The organism is Myxococcus sp. CA051A (assembly GCF_013336705.1).
In the GTDB taxonomy this organism is placed as follows: Bacteria; Myxococcota; Myxococcia; order Myxococcales; family Myxococcaceae; genus Myxococcus; species Myxococcus llanfairpwllgwyngyllgogerychwyrndrobwllllantysiliogogogochensis.
In genome coordinates, this window is the sequence record NZ_JABUMS010000004.1 from 1 (window position 1) to 14,658 (window position 14,658).

The following is a 14,658-nucleotide window of genomic DNA, read 5'->3' on the forward strand; positions in this document are numbered from 1 at the left end:
GGCTCGCGTTCGCCATGTCGCGAGACTTGCGTCGCACCCGCGTCACCGCGCTCGCCGTGACGCCCGGCTTCCTGCGCTCCGAGGAGATGCTGGAGGGCTTCGGCGTCACCGAGGCGAACTGGCGCGACGGCGCGAAAGTGGAGCCGGACTTCATCGCCTCCGAGTCACCGTCCTACGTCGGCCGCGCCGTCGCCGCGCTCGCCGCGGACCCGAACGTCGCCACCAAGGCCGGCACCGTCCATAGCTCCTGGGCCCTGGCCCGCGAGTACGGCTTCACCGACCTGGACGGCTCCCAGCCCCACTGGGACGAGTACTTCGAGCGCACCTATCGCACGCCCTACCGCGTCGCCGACGCCACCGCCTACGCGTCCTGGCACAACAGCCCCATCGAGATCGCCCGCCCCAACTGGCCCGTCGACTGAATCCGTCCTTTCGCCCGCACCCGGGCCGGGCCCACCCGGGCCTACATGGTCTGGGAGTCCTGGGCCGCTCGCACCGAGCGGGCGACCGACCAGGGGCCTCGGGCGACGGTTGGGCCACGCGCTCGTGGACGTGGCCCCTCTGCGCCGGTAGGGTGCGCGGCTCGAATGGAACGCCCCCTAGTGGTTTCCGCCCTCGAAAATCAGGTCAAGGCCCGGCCCGTGCCGCGCCACGTGGGCATCATCATGGATGGCAACGGTCGGTGGGCGGAGTCGCGGGGTCTGGACCGACTTGAGGGCCACCGCGAAGGGAGCTCCAGTGTGCGGGAGGTGACCCGCACCGCCCGCCGCGTGGGCATCCAGGCCCTGACCCTCTACGCCTTTTCCTCACAGAACTGGGCCCGCCCCGCGGAGGAGGTCGCCGGGCTGATGGACCTGCTGCGCGACTACCTGGAGCGCGAGCGGGCCGAAATCCTCGACAACGGCATCCGCCTGAACGCGGTGGGTGACGTGGGGCGCCTGCCCCGCTTCGTGCGGGAGCCGTTGGACCGGCTCATCGCCGACTCGGCGCACAACACCGGCATGGTGCTGTCGCTGGCGCTGTCCTACGGCGGCCGGGAGGAAATCCTCCACGCCGCCAGTCGGATGGCGGAGGCCATCTCCCGGGGCGAGCTGTTGGCGGGCCGGGTGGAAGAAGCCGACTTCGAGTCCTTCCTGTGGACGAACGGGCTGCCCCCGCTGGACCTGGTGGTGCGCACCAGCGGCGAGCAGCGCGTGTCCAACTTCCTGCTCTGGCAGATGGCGTACGCGGAACTGTGCTTCACCGACGCCCTCTGGCCGGACTTCCGCACCGATGAGTTTCTCCGCTGCGTGTCTCAGTACCAGCAGCGAGAGCGGCGCTTCGGTCTCACTTCCGCCCAAGTCAAGCGGGAGGACACCCCCCAGCGGGCCAAGGCGTGAACGACAAGAACAAGAACCTCGTCGTGCGCATCGTGACGGCGCTGACGCTCCTGCCGCTCGTGGTGTTGCTGCTCTTCCTCGGCGGCGTGTGGAGCGCGGGCCTGTTGGGCCTCGCCGCCGCCGCGTGCGTGGGTGAGTACTATCTCATCGTCCAGAAGCGGCTGAACGCGGCTGCCTGGGTGGGCATGGCCTTCGCCGCGGTGATGCCGTTCCTGCCGCTCAAGGACGCGGCGCGCACGGGAGAGACGGCCTTCTGGCTCACCGTCGTCTTCTCGTTCTTCGCGTGGATATTCCACCTGTTCAAGGGCCCGCTCGCGGAGGCCCCCACGCGCACGGCGCACCTGGTCAACGGCTTCCTGTACGGCGCCGTGGGCCTCACCGCCCTGTCCGCGCTGCGGCTGCTGCCGGACCATGGTCTGGCGTGGGTCATCTGCGCGCTGACGATTACGTGGGCCAACGACACCGCCGCGTACTTCTTCGGCCGCTTCCTGGGGCGCCACAAGCTGTACCCCGAGGTGAGCCCCAACAAGACGTGGGAGGGCTTCTTCGGCGGCATGCTCGGCTCGGTGGGCGGCATGTTCATCGCCCGGGGCTTCTTCTTCCCTGTGTTCACCGTGTGGGACTGCGTGCTGCTGGGCATCGCCGGCGGCCTGTTGGGTCCCGTGGGTGACTTGTGCGAGTCCATGCTGAAGCGCGCGTACGGGGTGAAGGACTCGGGTTTCCTCATCCCCGGGCACGGTGGGGTGCTGGACCGCATCGACGCTTTGCTCTTCAACGCCCCCCTGGTGTTCGTCTACGTGCAGTTCGTGCGCGGCCTGCTTCCGTAGAATCGTGAGATTTCGCTCGCCCGCCTGGCTGGCGGGCCCGGATGTGCGTTGTCCGTCCGGGGGCTCACGATTACTGTTGCCGCCATGCCCTCACTTCAGAACCTGGGGTTCTTCATCCTCCTGCTTGGCGTGCTCGTGACAGTGCACGAGCTTGGCCATTTCCTCGTGGCGAAAGCCTGCGGGGTGAAGGTCCTCAAGTTCTCCATCGGCTTCGGGCCCAAGCTCATCGGCTTCGTGAAGGGCGAGACGGAGTATCAAATCGCCATCCTGCCCCTGGGCGGCTTCGTGAAGATGGCGGGCGACCTGCCCCATGAAGAACTGAGCCCCGAGGAAGCCAAGCGCGGCTTCCTGGCGCAGCCCCCCTGGAAGCGCGGCCTCATCGTCCTGGCGGGGCCGGCCTTCAACCTCATCTTTCCCGTCATCGTCTATTTCTTCGTGTTCCTCGGCCCGCACCAGGCCACGTCCACCCTGGTGGGGTACGTGGAGCCCGGAATGCCCGCAGCCGCCGCTGGCATGCGCCCCGGAGACCGGGTGCTGTCCGTGGAGGGCGAGTCAGTGCGCACCTTCGACGACATGCGGGACACCTTCGTCGGGCGCTTCGAGCGGCCGATTCCCATCGTCGTGGAGCGCGATGGCCAGCCGGTGACGTTGACGGTGAAGCCCATCAAGAACACGGAGACGTCGCCCATCGACACGGTGGAGCGGGGCCTCATCGGCGTGCTGCCGCTGGCCAAGCCGCCCCTGGTGGGTGTGCCTCCGGGGTCCGTGGCGGAGGCCGCGGGGCTGCGGACGTTCGACCGGGTGCTGAGCGTCAACGGGACGAACGTTCCGGACGAGGCGCGGCTGTATCAGGAGCTGGGCCGGCACCCGGAAGGGGAGCCGCTCAAGGTCGTCGTGCGGCGCATGGACACCGTGGCGGCGGGCGTGGTGCAGGGGCAGGTGGCCCGCGTGGCGGAGGTGACGGTGCCCCGTCAGCCCGGTGCGGGCCTGGCGGCGCTGGGCGCGGAGCCGGCGGACCAATATGTCGCGACGGTGGTGCCCGGCAGCGCGGCGGAGAAGGCCGGGCTCAAGCAGGGTGACCGCATCGTCTCGCTGGACGGCGAGGTCCTCCCGTCCTTCCGGATGCTGGAGGTGAAGCTCAGCGGGGCGGAGGCGAAGCCCTTCACGCTGACGTGGCGGAGCACGGACGGCGAGCACACCGAGAATCTCTCGCAGGCCCCGCTGATGGCGGAGGACGGGATGGGGCAGCAGCTCACGAAGCTCTCCCTGGGCGCGCGCGGGTGGACGCTCGTGGACGCGGACGTGGCCCGGGCGGACGAGGTGACGGTGCACCTGGGCCCGGCCGCGGCGCTGAAGCAGGCGGCCATCGTGGTGCCGAAAATCGTGGGGCAGATGGTGAAGGTGCTCGGGGGGCTGGTCACCCGCGACGTGCCGCTGAGCACGGTGGGCGGCCCCATCATGATGTACCAGCTGGCGGCCCGGAGCGCCGAGCAGGGGCTCGACTCCTTCCTCAACCTGATGGCCATCATCTCCATCAACCTGGGCGTGATGAACCTGCTGCCCATCCCCGTGCTGGATGGCTTCGCGTTGCTGTCCGCCGCGTGGGAGGGCATCCGCCGTCGCCCCATCCCCGTGCGCGTGCGCGAGGCCGCCAACATGGTGGGTCTGGCGCTGCTCATCCTGCTGATGCTCCTGGTCTTCACCAACGACATCACCCGCTAGAGGTCCCATGCGCGCGAGCACCTTCGTCATCTTGCTGGCGCTGGGCATCTCCACCGGGTGCGCGTCGCGCGCCGCGAAGCCAGACTCGCGGGAGGACTCCAGCCCGGAGCCGTCCTCGCCCCGGGTAACGAAGCGCGAGCAGATGCCTCGCTCCTACGTGGGCGAGGGGCTGGCCTCGTTCTACGGCCCGGGGCTGCACGGCCGTCCCACCGCGAGCGGGGAGCGCTTCAACCAGAACGAGTTCACCGCCGCGCACCGCAAGGAGCGCTTTGGCGCGTGCCTGCGCGTGGTGAACATGGAGAACGGCCGCGCCGTGCAGGTGCGCGTGAATGACCGGGGGCCATACGTGGATGGACGCATCATCGACGTCTCGAAGGCCGCCGCCTCCAAGCTGGGCATGCTGGACAAGGGCGTGGTGCGCGTGCGGCTGTACCGCTGCAAGGACGCCGTGTCGGAGATTCCCCGCGCAATGTGGGCCGTGCCGGTGTAGGGAGCGCCCATGTTCCTCGCGCTGGACACCTCCACGCTGACGATGTCGCTCGCCCTGGTGGAGCGCGGGCCGGAGGGGGCCGTGCGCGCGGTGGAGCACTCCGTGGTGCGTCCTCCCGTGAAGCAGAGCGAGGCGCTGCCTGGTGTCGTCGGTGAGCTGCTGGACCGCCATGGCGTCAAGCTCGGGGATTTGGAGGGCCTCATCGTGGGCCTGGGCCCGGGCTCCTTCACGGGGTTGCGCATCGGCCTGGCCACGGTGAAGTCGTTGGCGTACGCGGCGAACCTCAAGGTCGCGGGCGCGTCCTCGTTGGCGGCCGTGGCGCTGGAGGGCCCGGAGGACGTGCCGCTCTACTGCCTGGCCGTGGCGCGCAAGGACGACCTGTACCTGGGCGCGTATGTTCGGCGCGGCGCGACGGTGGAGGCGCTGGAGCCGGAGACGGCCATGTCGCCCAAGGACGTGGCCGCGCGCATGGCCGCGGAGCCGCGCGCGGTGGCGCTGGGGCCTGCGCTGGTGGACTACCGCGCGGCGCTGGTGTCGCACGGTGTGGCGGCGGAGCGACTGTTGACGGGGCCGGACTTTCCCTCGGCGGTGGAGCTGACGCGGCTGGCACGCATGCCAGAGACGTTCTCGCTCGAGGCCCTCTTCGCCATGGAGCCGCACTACGTGCGGGCCTCCGAGCCGGAGCGAAACCCCAAGTTCCCTCCGCTGCCGGGGCCTGCGCCCACGGCGCGGTTGAAGGACGACTGAAGCGTCCAGCGCTCACGCGCTCGGGCGATGCAAAGGACGCGCGATGAACGAGAATCTCAAGATTGCCGTGGTGGGCGCCACGGGTGTGGTGGGCCGTGAGGTGTTGGCCGCGCTGTACGCGCGCGACGTGCCCGCGGAGCAGGTGCGCGCCTTCGGCTCCGAGCGCTCGAAGGGGCTGGAGGTGGAGTACGGCGAGGACTCGCTGGAGGTGGAGCGCGCCGTTCCGGAGGCCTTCAAGGGCATGGGGCTGGTGTTGCTGGCCACGCCGGCGGAGGCGTCGCGCACGCTGGCTCCGGCCGCTCAGGCCGCGGGCGCGTGGGTGGTGGATGTCAGCTCCGCCTTCCGGTCCGACGGCAACGTCCCGCTGGTGCTGCCGGGCTTCAACACGGAACTCTTGGGCGCGACGATGAAGGGGCGCCTGGTGTGCCTGCCGAGCGCGGTGACGACGGCGTCGGTGCATGTGATGGAGCCCCTGCGCCGGGCCTTCGGCGTGGTGCGCGCGCAGGTGACGGCGATGATGAGCGTGTCCAGCGCGGGCGTGCGTGGCGTGGCGGAGCTGGAGAAGCAGACCGCGGATTTGATGTCCGGGCGCGAGCCGGACCCGAGCGCCTTCCCGCACCGCGTGGGCTTCAACCTGGTGCCCCAGGTGGGCGGCTTCATGGTGGGCTCCCCGTGGACGGAGGAGGAGGGCGGCTGGACGCTGGAGGCCGCGCGGCTGTTCGCGACGCGAGGCGACGCGCCCGTGCTCGCTGGCACCGCGGTGCAGGTGCCCAGCTTCTACGGCCACGGCCTCACCCTCAACGTGCAGCTGAAGAAGGCGGGCCCGGTGGAGCAGGTGCGCGCGGCCCTGAAGACGTCACCCGCCCTCAAGGTGCTGGACACCCCCGGTGAGCGCATCTACCCCATGCCCATGCTCGTCACGTCGGACCCCACGGTGCACGTGGGCCGGGTGCGCGCCTTCCCCCAGGCCCCCGAGTGGGTGACGCTCTTCGCCGCCGTGGACAACGCCACCCGGGGCGCCGCCCTCAACCTGGTGGAGGCCGGCCTGAAGCTGGCTGAACGCCCCGTCTGACAAATTGGCACGCCGGCCGCGGTCGCCCTGCCTGTTTGGCTCGCCGGAGCGGCCCGCGAGGGCCAGAAGTAGGCCTGCGGGAACGATTTCAACGTGGCCTCCCGCTTGCTAGCTTCCGGCTACCCATGCGCCTCACATTCGCCGTGCTCCTGCTCTTCGCGTCGACCGCCCTGGGGCAGACCGTGACGTTCTCCGGCTCGGTCATCGTCGACAACGACATCGTCGTCTCCAAGGCCAACTGCGCCGATCGCAGGTCCGTCTCCTGGTCGCGGACGGGGACCCTCGCGTGCAGTCCGCTCGTCTTCTGGTTGTCGGACGGCAACTGTTCGGGGGAACCGGGCGAGGGGGACAAGGAAATCTTGGAAATCGCCGAGGGGAACACCGCCACTACGTCCGGCACACTCGAGCTGCGCATGAGTGATGCGCTCGCCGCGGGTGGCCTCACGTGTGAAACCCAGACGGCGGACAAGACCTACAGGCTCTGTGCGACGGTGGAGAAGCAGGACTCGCTTGGGGCCTGCGACAGTACGACCTCCAGCGTGGGCTCGCCGAGCGTCAACTTCATCCTGGACCCGACCTCTCCCCTGGCGCCGGCACTGCCGGGCGTGACGGGCCTGGACAGCGCGCTGAGTGTCAGCGTGACGGTGCCCAGCGACACGACGAGCATGCTGGTGGAGGTGGTGGAGCTGGTGCCAGGGGATGGGGATGGCGGGACGGCCACCGCGGGCGAGGTGGTGCGCTCGAAGACGCAGACGTCCGACAACACGGTGTTCCGGATGGATGAGCTGGAGAACGAGAAGGAGTACGGCGTGCGTGCCTTCGCCTTCGACAAGGCGGGCAATCAGAGCCCGGCGTCGCCTCTGGCGACTGGCTCGCCGATTCCGAGCGATGGTTTCTTCGCGGCGTATCACGCGGCGGGTGGTGCGGAGACGGGCGGGTGTGGGGCGGGCGGGGGTGGCCTCGCGCTGGGCGCCGTGGTGGCGGCCCTGGGGTTCTGGATGACGTCGAGGAGGAAGCTGTCATGAGTCGGGCATGGGCCGTGAGTGTGGCCATGATGGTTGCCGCGCTGCCGGCGTGGGCGCAGGACGTCGGAGTGGTTTCGACCGAGCAGATGGAGTCGTCGCGCAGCGGCGGCATCATCATCCGGGTGGGCGGCTACAAGCCGCTCTTGGATGACGAGAAGGCGCTCAACGGGAATACGCCCTACGAGGACACGTTCGGTGACGCATCGCTGCTGCTCGTCGAGCTGGAGCTGCAGCGCTACTTCTACCAGGGCATCGGCACCGCGGGCGTGGGTGTGTCGGCGGGCTACGGGGAGAAGTACGCGGCCGCGAAGCTCGCGGGCGGAGGCAACGCGGCGGAGCAGACGGCGCTGAAGGTGGTGCCGCTGGCGTTCAACCTCTTCTACAAGTTCGACTACGCGGCCTTCGAGTGGGGAGTCCCCCTGGTGCCGTACGGCAAGCTGGGGCTCATCTACACGCCGTGGTGGGTGACGAAGGGCAGCGACACCGAGACGGCGGACGGCATCACCGCCAGCGGTGGCAAGTGGGGTTGGGGCGCGACGGGCGGGGTGGCCTTCCTGCTGGACGTGCTGCAGCCGCGCTTCGCGCGCGACTTCGACTCGGGGCTGGGCATCAACCACAGCTACCTGTTCGCCGAGTACACCTACGCGGATGTGGACAATTTCGGCAAGCCGGGCTTCGTGCTCTCCAGCCGGCGCTGGATGTTCGGACTCGCGCTGGACTATTAGCGGCGGATGCCGCTTTTTCCGCGCTCCTCCCGCTCGTTCGTCGCGCACTTTCTCTTGATGGTCGCCGTGGGGCCCTGGGCCTCCGGCTGCCGGCGCGTCGTCCGGGCGGACCTGGGCGCGGACCGCACGGTGGAGGCGGGCGTTCCCGTGGAGCTGGGCTCGGGCGAGGCGGGGGCGCAGGCCCTCACCTGGGAGCCTGGCGACGGGACGCCTTCACGGACGGGCTCCCGGCTGTCGCATGCCTTCGCCCGCGCGGGCACGTTCACCGTTCGCGCGCTGCATGAGGGCCAGGAGGTCGGCAGCGTGCGACTCACGGTGGTGCCGCGCCCGTTGCCGCGCGCGGTGCCCTCGGATGCGCGGTCGCTGCTGTGGGTGCCCAGGCTTCAGGGCAACGTGGAGCCGCTGGTGGACTTCTACGAGCGGCTCGTCGGTCCCGATGAGGCCGAGCAGGTGCTGCGGGAGGCTCCGCTGGTGTCGCTCGTGCTGAACAGCCTGACGAGTGGCGCGAGTGTCGTGGACCCGGAAGAGGGCTTTGGACTGTTCCTGCTGCCCGGGTTCGACGGCGTGGTGGCGCTGCTGGGCGTGACGGAGCCCGACGCGGCGCTCGCGGCGGTGGCGAAGGAGTTGGAGGCGGTGGGCCACGAGGTGACCGCCACGGAGGATGGCACCATGCGCGTGACGCCCCTGGACTCCGGCGAGCCGATGCTGCTGTTCGTCGACCGGGGCTATCTGTACCTCGCGATTCCGGACGCGGCGGACGAGGACGTGGTGCCCGGGGAGGGCGAGCCCGTGGAGGTGCTGGCTCAGGAGGAGGCGCCGGCGGTGGTGGGCGACGTCGAGGTGGCGCGCCGCGCGGTGCTGGGGCTGTCCGGTGAGGGTCTCTCCGAGTCCGCGCTGCTGACGGAGCTGCGGCCGAAGGTGGCCGAAGGCAATGTCTACCTGTACTCGGGCGCGTTGCAGCGGGCCGAGGACGCGGAGGAGGCGGGGCCGGTTCGCGGGTTCTTCGCGTCGCTGACGGTGCAGCCGGAGCGGCTGGTGTTGGATGGCTTCCTGTCGTCCACTCGGCCGCTGCTGCAGGGGGCGGATGCTCCCGCGTCGGCGTTGCTGGCGGACAGCGCGCTGGGGCCGGTGGCGGCCGCGCAGCTCTCCGTGCCGCCCGAGGAGCTGGCGAAGCTGGCGTTCGGTGCTCCGGGCTCACCGCACCGGGAGCGCACCGTGGAGCGCTGGCGCGCGCGGGGGCTGGACGCGGAGGCGCTGCTGAAGGCGCTGCGCGGCGACGTGGCCATGCTGGTGTACTTCGATGCGCCCGGGTTCCTGCGGGGCTTCGTGCAGAAGCAGCGGCCGGAGCCCAAGGGCACGGTGCTGATCGACGCGGGGCTTACGTCCGCGGAGCCGGTGCTGAGGCTGCTCGATGCGCGGCTGCAGGGCACGTCGCTGCGCTTCAGCGCGGAGAAAGTCCCGGGAGGCAAGCTCTACCGGACCCTGATGTGGGGCTATCCGGTGCAGCTCAAGGTGGGGCCGGAGCGGGCCACGCTCGTCGCGGGAGAGTCGCTGGACGGCCGGCCGCGCGGCGACGTGGGGCGCGCGCTGCGCGAGCGCTTCGGGGGCGAGACGTTTGGTGCCGGGCACATGTCGGTGATGGCGGACCTGGGCCAGCTGCGCGCGGACCTGGAGGCGCAGGAGTCGGTGCCTGGGGTGTCGGCGGAGCGGCTCGCGTCGGCCCAGGCGCTCGTCAAGGCGGTGATGGAGGGTGTCACGCCGCTGGACTCGGCCTTCCTGGACTTCTCGCTCGCCGAAGGGGGCGCCCGACTCAAGGGGAGCCTGCGGCTTCGCGAGGACGCGCGGACGGGACGAGGTTGGCAGTGAGCGCGGGTGGCGCCGTCACCGTGCTGTACTTCGCCGCCGCTCGTGAGCGGACGGGACGGGCGCGCGAGTCGCTCGACGTGCCCGAGGGCGCGACGGTGCGAGACGTGCTCCGGTTGCTCGCGACGGCGCATCCGGGGCTGGAGCCGTTGCTGCCGCACCTGCGGGTGGCGGTGGACCAGGAGTTCGTGAGCGCCGAGGCACCGGTGCGACAGGGCGCGGAGGTCGCGTTGATTCCTCCGGTGGCGGGTGGCTCGCCTGGGTTGTTCCAGGTGGTGGACCGTCCGCTGCGGTTGGAGGACGTGGTGGAGGCGGTGGGCGGCGAGGCGTACGGCGGGCTGGTGACGTTCAGCGGCTCGGTGCGCAACCAGACGAAGGGACGTCGCGTGCTGCGGCTGGAGTACGAGGCCTACGCGCCCATGGCGGAGAAGAAGCTGGCGGAGATTGGGGCCGAGGCCACGGCGCTGTGGCCGGGCGTGCGGCTGGCAATTGTCCACCGCGTGGGCACGCTGGTGCCCGGAGAGCTGGCGGTGGTCATCGCCGCCGCGGCCCCGCATCGCAAGGAGGCGTTCCGGGGTTGCGAGCACGCCATCGAACGACTCAAGCAGGACGTGCCCATCTGGAAGAAGGAGTTCTTCGAGGACGGCGAGGTCTGGGTCGGGCTGGGGCCGTGACGCCGCACAGGTCCCAGATGAGTCCCAGCTGCTCGAGCCCGCGCAGCACGAGGTACACCAGGTCCACTTCCCACCACGCGACGCCCTGACGGACCCGGCCCGCGCGGTGGTGATGGTTGTTGTGGAACTCTCCCAGCGAGAGCACCGCGTAGAGCAGGTTGTTGCGGCTGTTGTCTCGGGTGTCGAAGCGGCGGGGTCCTCGACTCAGGCTCGGGCCGCGCGGGGGCCCGGGCCCGTCCGCGCGCATGGAGGCCTCAGCGCGAGCGGAAGGTCGCGGGGATGTGGACCTCCTCCGGGCCTCCATCGGTCTGCTGCTGCGAGCGCTCCGCATCGGTGATGGGCCGCATGGGCGTGTCCAGGCCCATCTGCTTGCGACGCGCGGCTTCCTTGTCGGCCGCCAGTTGCAGCGCGCGTGCGTTGGATTCGGCCGCGCGTTGTGGCGTGGGGCCCGCGAGCAGGAAGCCCACCGGAAGGCTCAAGAAGAGCAGGCCGACGATGAGCAGCCAGCCCATGTCCTTCCACTGGAGGGGGCCGACGCGCTCCTTCACGACGGAGCCCTGGACGAGCAGCGAGAGCTGACCTTCCGTCAGCCGCAGCGTCATTCCATCCGCGAGGGCCACGGAGGTCCGGCCCTGGTCCTTCACGAGCTGATTGGCTGGGACGGAGGTGAAGGCGTCGCCGCGTGCCTTGTGCTCCACGTGGACGTTGGGCGGCAGGTGGATGCGCCAGCCGCGTCCGGTGCGTTCTGCCATGAGGAAGGGCTCCTCTGGCAGCGTGAAGCCGTAGAGGGGCAGGGGCGCCTTTTCATCGGGCGCGGCATGCACCTTCGCCTGCTCGGGCCCGTAGCTCCAGGCATCCGCGAGGTTCTCGCCCCAGTACAGCTCGAAATACAGCCCGCCGTCCGCCTTGGTGCTCATCTCGCGTACAAGCATATGCGTCCTGCTGCCTCTCGGCCGCGTCATCGGGCGCGGAAGCCCACCGGTGGACACGAAACGTCCGCCCGCCTACCCGACAACCAAGGGAGGTCAGGGGTTCCCCGGGCGAATCACCTCGAGGGCGTACTCGGCCCACCTGGCGAGGTGGGGCTCGGTGTGTTCGGCCCGTTCTTCGCGGGTTCGGTGGGTCCGCCGGGGACAGCAGGTGGCACGGGCCCACCGGTTCCCGCGACAGCAGGCGGTGCTGAACCACTCGCTCCTGTGGCGGCAGGCGGAACCGTTCCACTCGCTCCGGTGCCAACAGGCGCTGCGGTTCCGTTGCTTCCATTGGCAGCAGGCGGTGCTGAACCACTCGCTCCTGTGGCGGCAGGCGGAACCGTTCCACTCGCTCCGGTGCCAACAGGCGCCACGGGCCCACCGTTTCCATTGACAGCAGGCGGTGCTGAACCACTCTTTCCCGCTGCGGCAGGCGGAATCGTTCCACTCGCTCCGGTGCCAACAGGCGCCACGGGCCCACCGTTTCCAGTGACAGCAGGAGCACCTGCTCCACCCGCACCAGTACCAGCGGGCGTCACAGTGCCACCGGCTCCCGAGATAGCAGGTGCAGTTGTTCCGGCTGTCCCGGTACCCGCAGGCGCCGCAGTCACACCGGTTCCAGCGACAGCAGGCGCAATCGCTCCACCTGTCCCGGTACCAGCAGGCGCCACAGTCCCACCGTTGCCAGTGACAGCGGGAGCAATCGCTCCACCCGCACCGGTACCAGCAGGCGCCACGGTTCCACTGGCTCCCGCGATAGCAGGTGTAATCGCTCCACCTGTTCCAGTACCCGCAGGCGCCGCAGTCACACCGGCTCCCGCGACAGCAGGAGCAATCGCTCCACCTTCCCCGGTACCAGTGGGCGCCACAATCCCACCGGCTCCCGCGACAGCAGGAGCAATCGCCCCACCTGCACCAGCGACAGCCGGAGGCACGGGACCCGTCGCAGGCGCCACGGGCCCACTGGCTCCAGCAACAGGAGGAGCAGTCGGTCCACCTGGACCCGACGGAGGCGTCGAGCCGGCGACCGTGGGCATTCCCGTTCCAGGTGTCGCGGGAGTCCCCGTTGCCGTCTGCGTCCCCCACCTGAATCGCTCGGGAAGCGCGCCCCGAATCTCGGCCGCCGCCACCGCGACGATGACCACCGAAATCGCGAGGAAGCCCACCGTCTGCGCCACGGTCTCCACGCGCGGTGGCAGCTTGCGCCCGCTCGCCACTTCAATCATCAGCAACAACACCCGCCCACCATCCAACCCGGGAACCGGCAACAGCGTCAGCAACGCCAACGCCATCGACGCAGCCACCAAGGCCCGCAGCACCGAGTCCACACCCGAGGACGCCGCGTCCGACGACTCCTGCCGCACCAGCGCGCCGGGCCCCGTCGGTCCTCCATGGGGCTGGCCACCTCGCACCAGCCGCAGGAGCATCGTCCCACCCTCCGACGCGAGGTTCATCGTGTGGACGAACGCATGGCCCAGCGCCTCGCCCGGCGCATGCGAGCGGTAGACGTACTGCTGGCTCACGCCGATGCGGCCCTCGCCCCGCTCATCCGCGCGGGGACGCACGCTCACCACGCGCGTCTCGCCGTGTCGGTTCACCCGCAGCTCCAGCGTGCGGCCCACCCCCACCGCCACCTTCTCCACGAACTCCGTCCAGGTGCGCAGTGGCTGCCCATCCACCGTGTCGATGCGGTCTCCCGGAAGCAGTTGTGCCCGCGCCGCCTCCGAACCGGGCCGCACCGTGCCCACCGTCAGCGGCACCACCACGTGCGTGCCCGACGTGTACAGCGCGAAGAGGACGCCCAATGCGAAGAGGTAGTTGGCCAGCGGCCCCGCCAGGATGATGAGCGCGCGCCGCACCGGCCCCATGGCCCGGAAACTGACGGCCTCCGCCGCGTCCGCGCGGTGCGGATTCATCCCCTGGATATGCACCGTGGCGCCCAGGGGCACCGCGCCCACGACGAACTGCGTCCCTCCCAACCGGAAGGACGCCATCGGAGGGCCGAACCCGAAGACGAAGCGAGGCACCCGCACGCCGAGCAGCCGCGCGGCGACGAGGTGCCCCAACTCGTGCAGGGCCAACAGCGCCCCAAGGGCGAGCAGGACGAGCGCGTAGTGCATCCCGGAAGGCCGCGCCCTACAGCTTCCGCCGCTGCCCGGTCCGCTTGTAGGCCAGGTAGTCGGAGAGGATGGTTCCGTGGTCGAAGCACAAGTCGGACGGCAGCGCGTCCAGCGCGAAGGTGCGCGCTTCCGCCGCGTCGTCCGAGCCCTGGGGAGCGCCCTCCGAGGTGCCGATGTACACCGTGGACAGCGTGTGTTGGCGAGGGTCCCTCTTCGGGTCCGAGTACGTGAAGAACTGCTCCACCAGCTTCACGTCGAGCCCCGTCTCCTCCTTCACCTCGCGAATGGCCGCCGCGTCCAGCGGCTCTCCCTCGTCCACGAACCCGCCCGGCAGCGCCCACCCGATGGGCGGATTCGCGCGGCGGATGAGGACGATGCGTCCGCCGGGAAGCTCGATGATGCAGTCCACGGTGGGCTTGGGGTTGCGGTATTCGGGCATGGCCCCCAGTCTACCCCGACCGTCACGTCCGCACTGCACTCGATGCGTCCGTGGAGTATGGTGCGCACCGTGTCCACCGTGAGACGCTTCCGCCTGCTTGTCCCCGCCCTCCTCGTGAGCGCCATGTCGGGCTGTCTGCCCTTCAACCAGGACCCGGGTGACTACCAGTTCACTCCCGTGGAGGTCTTCCGCGACGAGTGCGGTCTCTACCCCGCCAACCAGGACCAGTTCCACGGCACCCTCCAGGTCACCGGGCGCGTCGTCCGCCTGGACTTCGGGCTGCTCGACACGCAGCTCATCGGCTACTTCCTCGCCGAGGGAGACGACTTCTCCATCGACGGCACCATCGTGAACGCCTCGGCCACGGTGCGAGGGCAGGAGTGTCTGCTCGACGAGGCCAACATCCACATCGACGCCACGACGCAGTGCGGGACGCGCTTCGATGGGGTGATGCGGGTGCGCTACCAGACCGATCAGCGTCCGACGGACTGCGCCTGCGAGCTGTGGATGCGTTTTGAAGCCGTCAAGGAAGCGAAGCGCTGCGAATAGCGCGCTTGAGCCTGGCCTCGCGGGTTCCTAGAACAGAGGGGTTGTCGCCCACTCC

Annotated in this window: 14 protein-coding genes and 1 pseudogene; 12 read left to right on the forward strand and 3 right to left on the reverse strand. The window is 70.1% G+C overall.

What is annotated here, in order from left to right; genetic code table 11:
* From HUA74_RS13550 to moaD, 11 genes and pseudogenes are all read left to right on the forward strand, one after another.
* Window positions 1-422, forward strand: a pseudogene (locus HUA74_RS13550) (short-chain dehydrogenase); the annotation flags it as partial.
* A 165-nt stretch (window positions 423-587) separates the two neighbouring features.
* Window positions 588-1,379 (forward strand): polyprenyl diphosphate synthase, encoded by a 792-nt coding sequence (gene uppS / locus HUA74_RS13555; protein WP_141644889.1) that lies wholly within the window; start codon window positions 588-590, stop codon window positions 1,377-1,379.
* On the forward strand, window positions 1,376-2,206 hold the full coding sequence (locus tag HUA74_RS13560) for a phosphatidate cytidylyltransferase (protein ID WP_174454882.1): 831 nt from the start codon (window positions 1,376-1,378) through the stop codon (window positions 2,204-2,206). Before uppS ends, HUA74_RS13560 begins: the two co-directional genes overlap by 4 nt.
* 84 nt (window positions 2,207-2,290) lie before the next feature.
* The gene (rseP, locus tag HUA74_RS13565) at window positions 2,291-3,928 is read left to right on the forward strand and encodes an RIP metalloprotease RseP (RefSeq protein WP_174454883.1); all 1,638 of its coding nucleotides are present in this window, start codon (window positions 2,291-2,293) and stop codon (window positions 3,926-3,928) included.
* 7 nt (window positions 3,929-3,935) lie between these two features.
* Window positions 3,936-4,418: a septal ring lytic transglycosylase RlpA family protein gene (locus tag HUA74_RS13570; protein WP_174454884.1), complete on the forward strand. Its 483-nt coding sequence runs from the start codon at window positions 3,936-3,938 to the stop codon at window positions 4,416-4,418.
* A 9-nt stretch (window positions 4,419-4,427) separates the two neighbouring features.
* A complete protein-coding gene (gene tsaB / locus HUA74_RS13575; RefSeq protein ID WP_174454885.1) occupies window positions 4,428-5,165 on the forward strand; it encodes a tRNA (adenosine(37)-N6)-threonylcarbamoyltransferase complex dimerization subunit type 1 TsaB in 738 nt (245 codons plus the stop codon).
* A gap of 43 nt (window positions 5,166-5,208) precedes the next feature.
* Window positions 5,209-6,237, forward strand: a complete 1,029-nt coding sequence (locus HUA74_RS13580) for an aspartate-semialdehyde dehydrogenase (RefSeq protein ID WP_174454886.1) — start codon at window positions 5,209-5,211, stop codon at window positions 6,235-6,237.
* 125 nt (window positions 6,238-6,362) lie between these two features.
* Window positions 6,363-7,262, forward strand: coding sequence for an MXAN_2561 family MXYO-CTERM-anchored protein (locus tag HUA74_RS13585; RefSeq protein ID WP_174454887.1), 900 nt, complete (start codon window positions 6,363-6,365; stop codon window positions 7,260-7,262).
* Window positions 7,259-7,987, forward strand: a complete 729-nt coding sequence (locus HUA74_RS13590) for an MXAN_2562 family outer membrane beta-barrel protein (RefSeq protein WP_174454888.1) — start codon at window positions 7,259-7,261, stop codon at window positions 7,985-7,987. The genes HUA74_RS13585 and HUA74_RS13590 overlap by 4 nt, the downstream gene beginning before the upstream one ends.
* A gap of 6 nt (window positions 7,988-7,993) precedes the next feature.
* Window positions 7,994-9,853 (forward strand): PKD domain-containing protein, encoded by a 1,860-nt coding sequence (locus HUA74_RS13595; protein WP_174454889.1) that lies wholly within the window; start codon window positions 7,994-7,996, stop codon window positions 9,851-9,853.
* The gene (gene moaD / locus HUA74_RS46625) at window positions 9,850-10,524 is read left to right on the forward strand and encodes a molybdopterin converting factor subunit 1 (RefSeq protein WP_174454890.1); all 675 of its coding nucleotides are present in this window, start codon (window positions 9,850-9,852) and stop codon (window positions 10,522-10,524) included. Before HUA74_RS13595 ends, moaD begins: the two co-directional genes overlap by 4 nt.
* A 254-nt stretch (window positions 10,525-10,778) precedes the next feature.
* Here the strand turns inward: moaD and HUA74_RS13605 are convergent, their stop codons facing one another.
* From HUA74_RS13605 to HUA74_RS13615, 3 genes are all read right to left on the reverse strand, one after another.
* On the reverse strand, window positions 10,779-11,456 hold the full coding sequence (locus HUA74_RS13605) for a hypothetical protein (RefSeq protein ID WP_141645837.1): 678 nt from the start codon (window positions 11,454-11,456) through the stop codon (window positions 10,779-10,781).
* A 113-nt stretch (window positions 11,457-11,569) separates the two neighbouring features.
* The gene (locus tag HUA74_RS13610; protein WP_174454891.1) at window positions 11,570-13,615 is read right to left on the reverse strand and encodes a site-2 protease family protein; all 2,046 of its coding nucleotides are present in this window, start codon (window positions 13,613-13,615) and stop codon (window positions 11,570-11,572) included.
* A 16-nt stretch (window positions 13,616-13,631) separates the two neighbouring features.
* Window positions 13,632-14,054: an NUDIX hydrolase gene (locus HUA74_RS13615; protein WP_141645835.1), complete on the reverse strand. Its 423-nt coding sequence runs from the start codon at window positions 14,052-14,054 to the stop codon at window positions 13,632-13,634.
* A gap of 69 nt (window positions 14,055-14,123) precedes the next feature.
* Between HUA74_RS13615 and HUA74_RS13620 the strand changes: the two genes are divergently transcribed.
* Entirely contained in the window at window positions 14,124-14,603 is a 480-nt protein-coding gene (locus HUA74_RS13620) for a hypothetical protein (RefSeq protein ID WP_371817236.1), read from the forward strand.
* Window positions 14,604-14,658: the final 55 nt, after the last annotated feature.

What these genes read in the sequence shown, in the direction of transcription:
- HUA74_RS13590 (WP_174454888.1), top strand. Translation starts at nt 7,259, where the DNA reads ATGAGTCGGGCATGGGCCGTGAGTGTGGCCATGATGGTTGCCGCGCTG.
- HUA74_RS13595 (WP_174454889.1), top strand. Translation starts at nt 7,994, where the DNA reads ATGCCGCTTTTTCCGCGCTCCTCCCGCTCGTTCGTCGCGCACTTTCTC.
- tsaB (WP_174454885.1), top strand. Translation starts at nt 4,428, where the DNA reads ATGTTCCTCGCGCTGGACACCTCCACGCTGACGATGTCGCTCGCCCTG.
- HUA74_RS13610 (WP_174454891.1), bottom strand. Translation starts at nt 13,615, where the DNA reads ATGCACTACGCGCTCGTCCTGCTCGCCCTTGGGGCGCTGTTGGCCCTG.
- uppS (WP_141644889.1), top strand. Translation starts at nt 588, where the DNA reads ATGGAACGCCCCCTAGTGGTTTCCGCCCTCGAAAATCAGGTCAAGGCC.
- HUA74_RS13605 (WP_141645837.1), bottom strand. Translation starts at nt 11,456, where the DNA reads ATGCTTGTACGCGAGATGAGCACCAAGGCGGACGGCGGGCTGTATTTC.
- HUA74_RS13570 (WP_174454884.1), top strand. Translation starts at nt 3,936, where the DNA reads ATGCGCGCGAGCACCTTCGTCATCTTGCTGGCGCTGGGCATCTCCACC.
- HUA74_RS13615 (WP_141645835.1), bottom strand. Translation starts at nt 14,054, where the DNA reads ATGCCCGAATACCGCAACCCCAAGCCCACCGTGGACTGCATCATCGAG.
- HUA74_RS13580 (WP_174454886.1), top strand. Translation starts at nt 5,209, where the DNA reads ATGAACGAGAATCTCAAGATTGCCGTGGTGGGCGCCACGGGTGTGGTG.
- HUA74_RS13585 (WP_174454887.1), top strand. Translation starts at nt 6,363, where the DNA reads ATGCGCCTCACATTCGCCGTGCTCCTGCTCTTCGCGTCGACCGCCCTG.
- rseP (WP_174454883.1), top strand. Translation starts at nt 2,291, where the DNA reads ATGCCCTCACTTCAGAACCTGGGGTTCTTCATCCTCCTGCTTGGCGTG.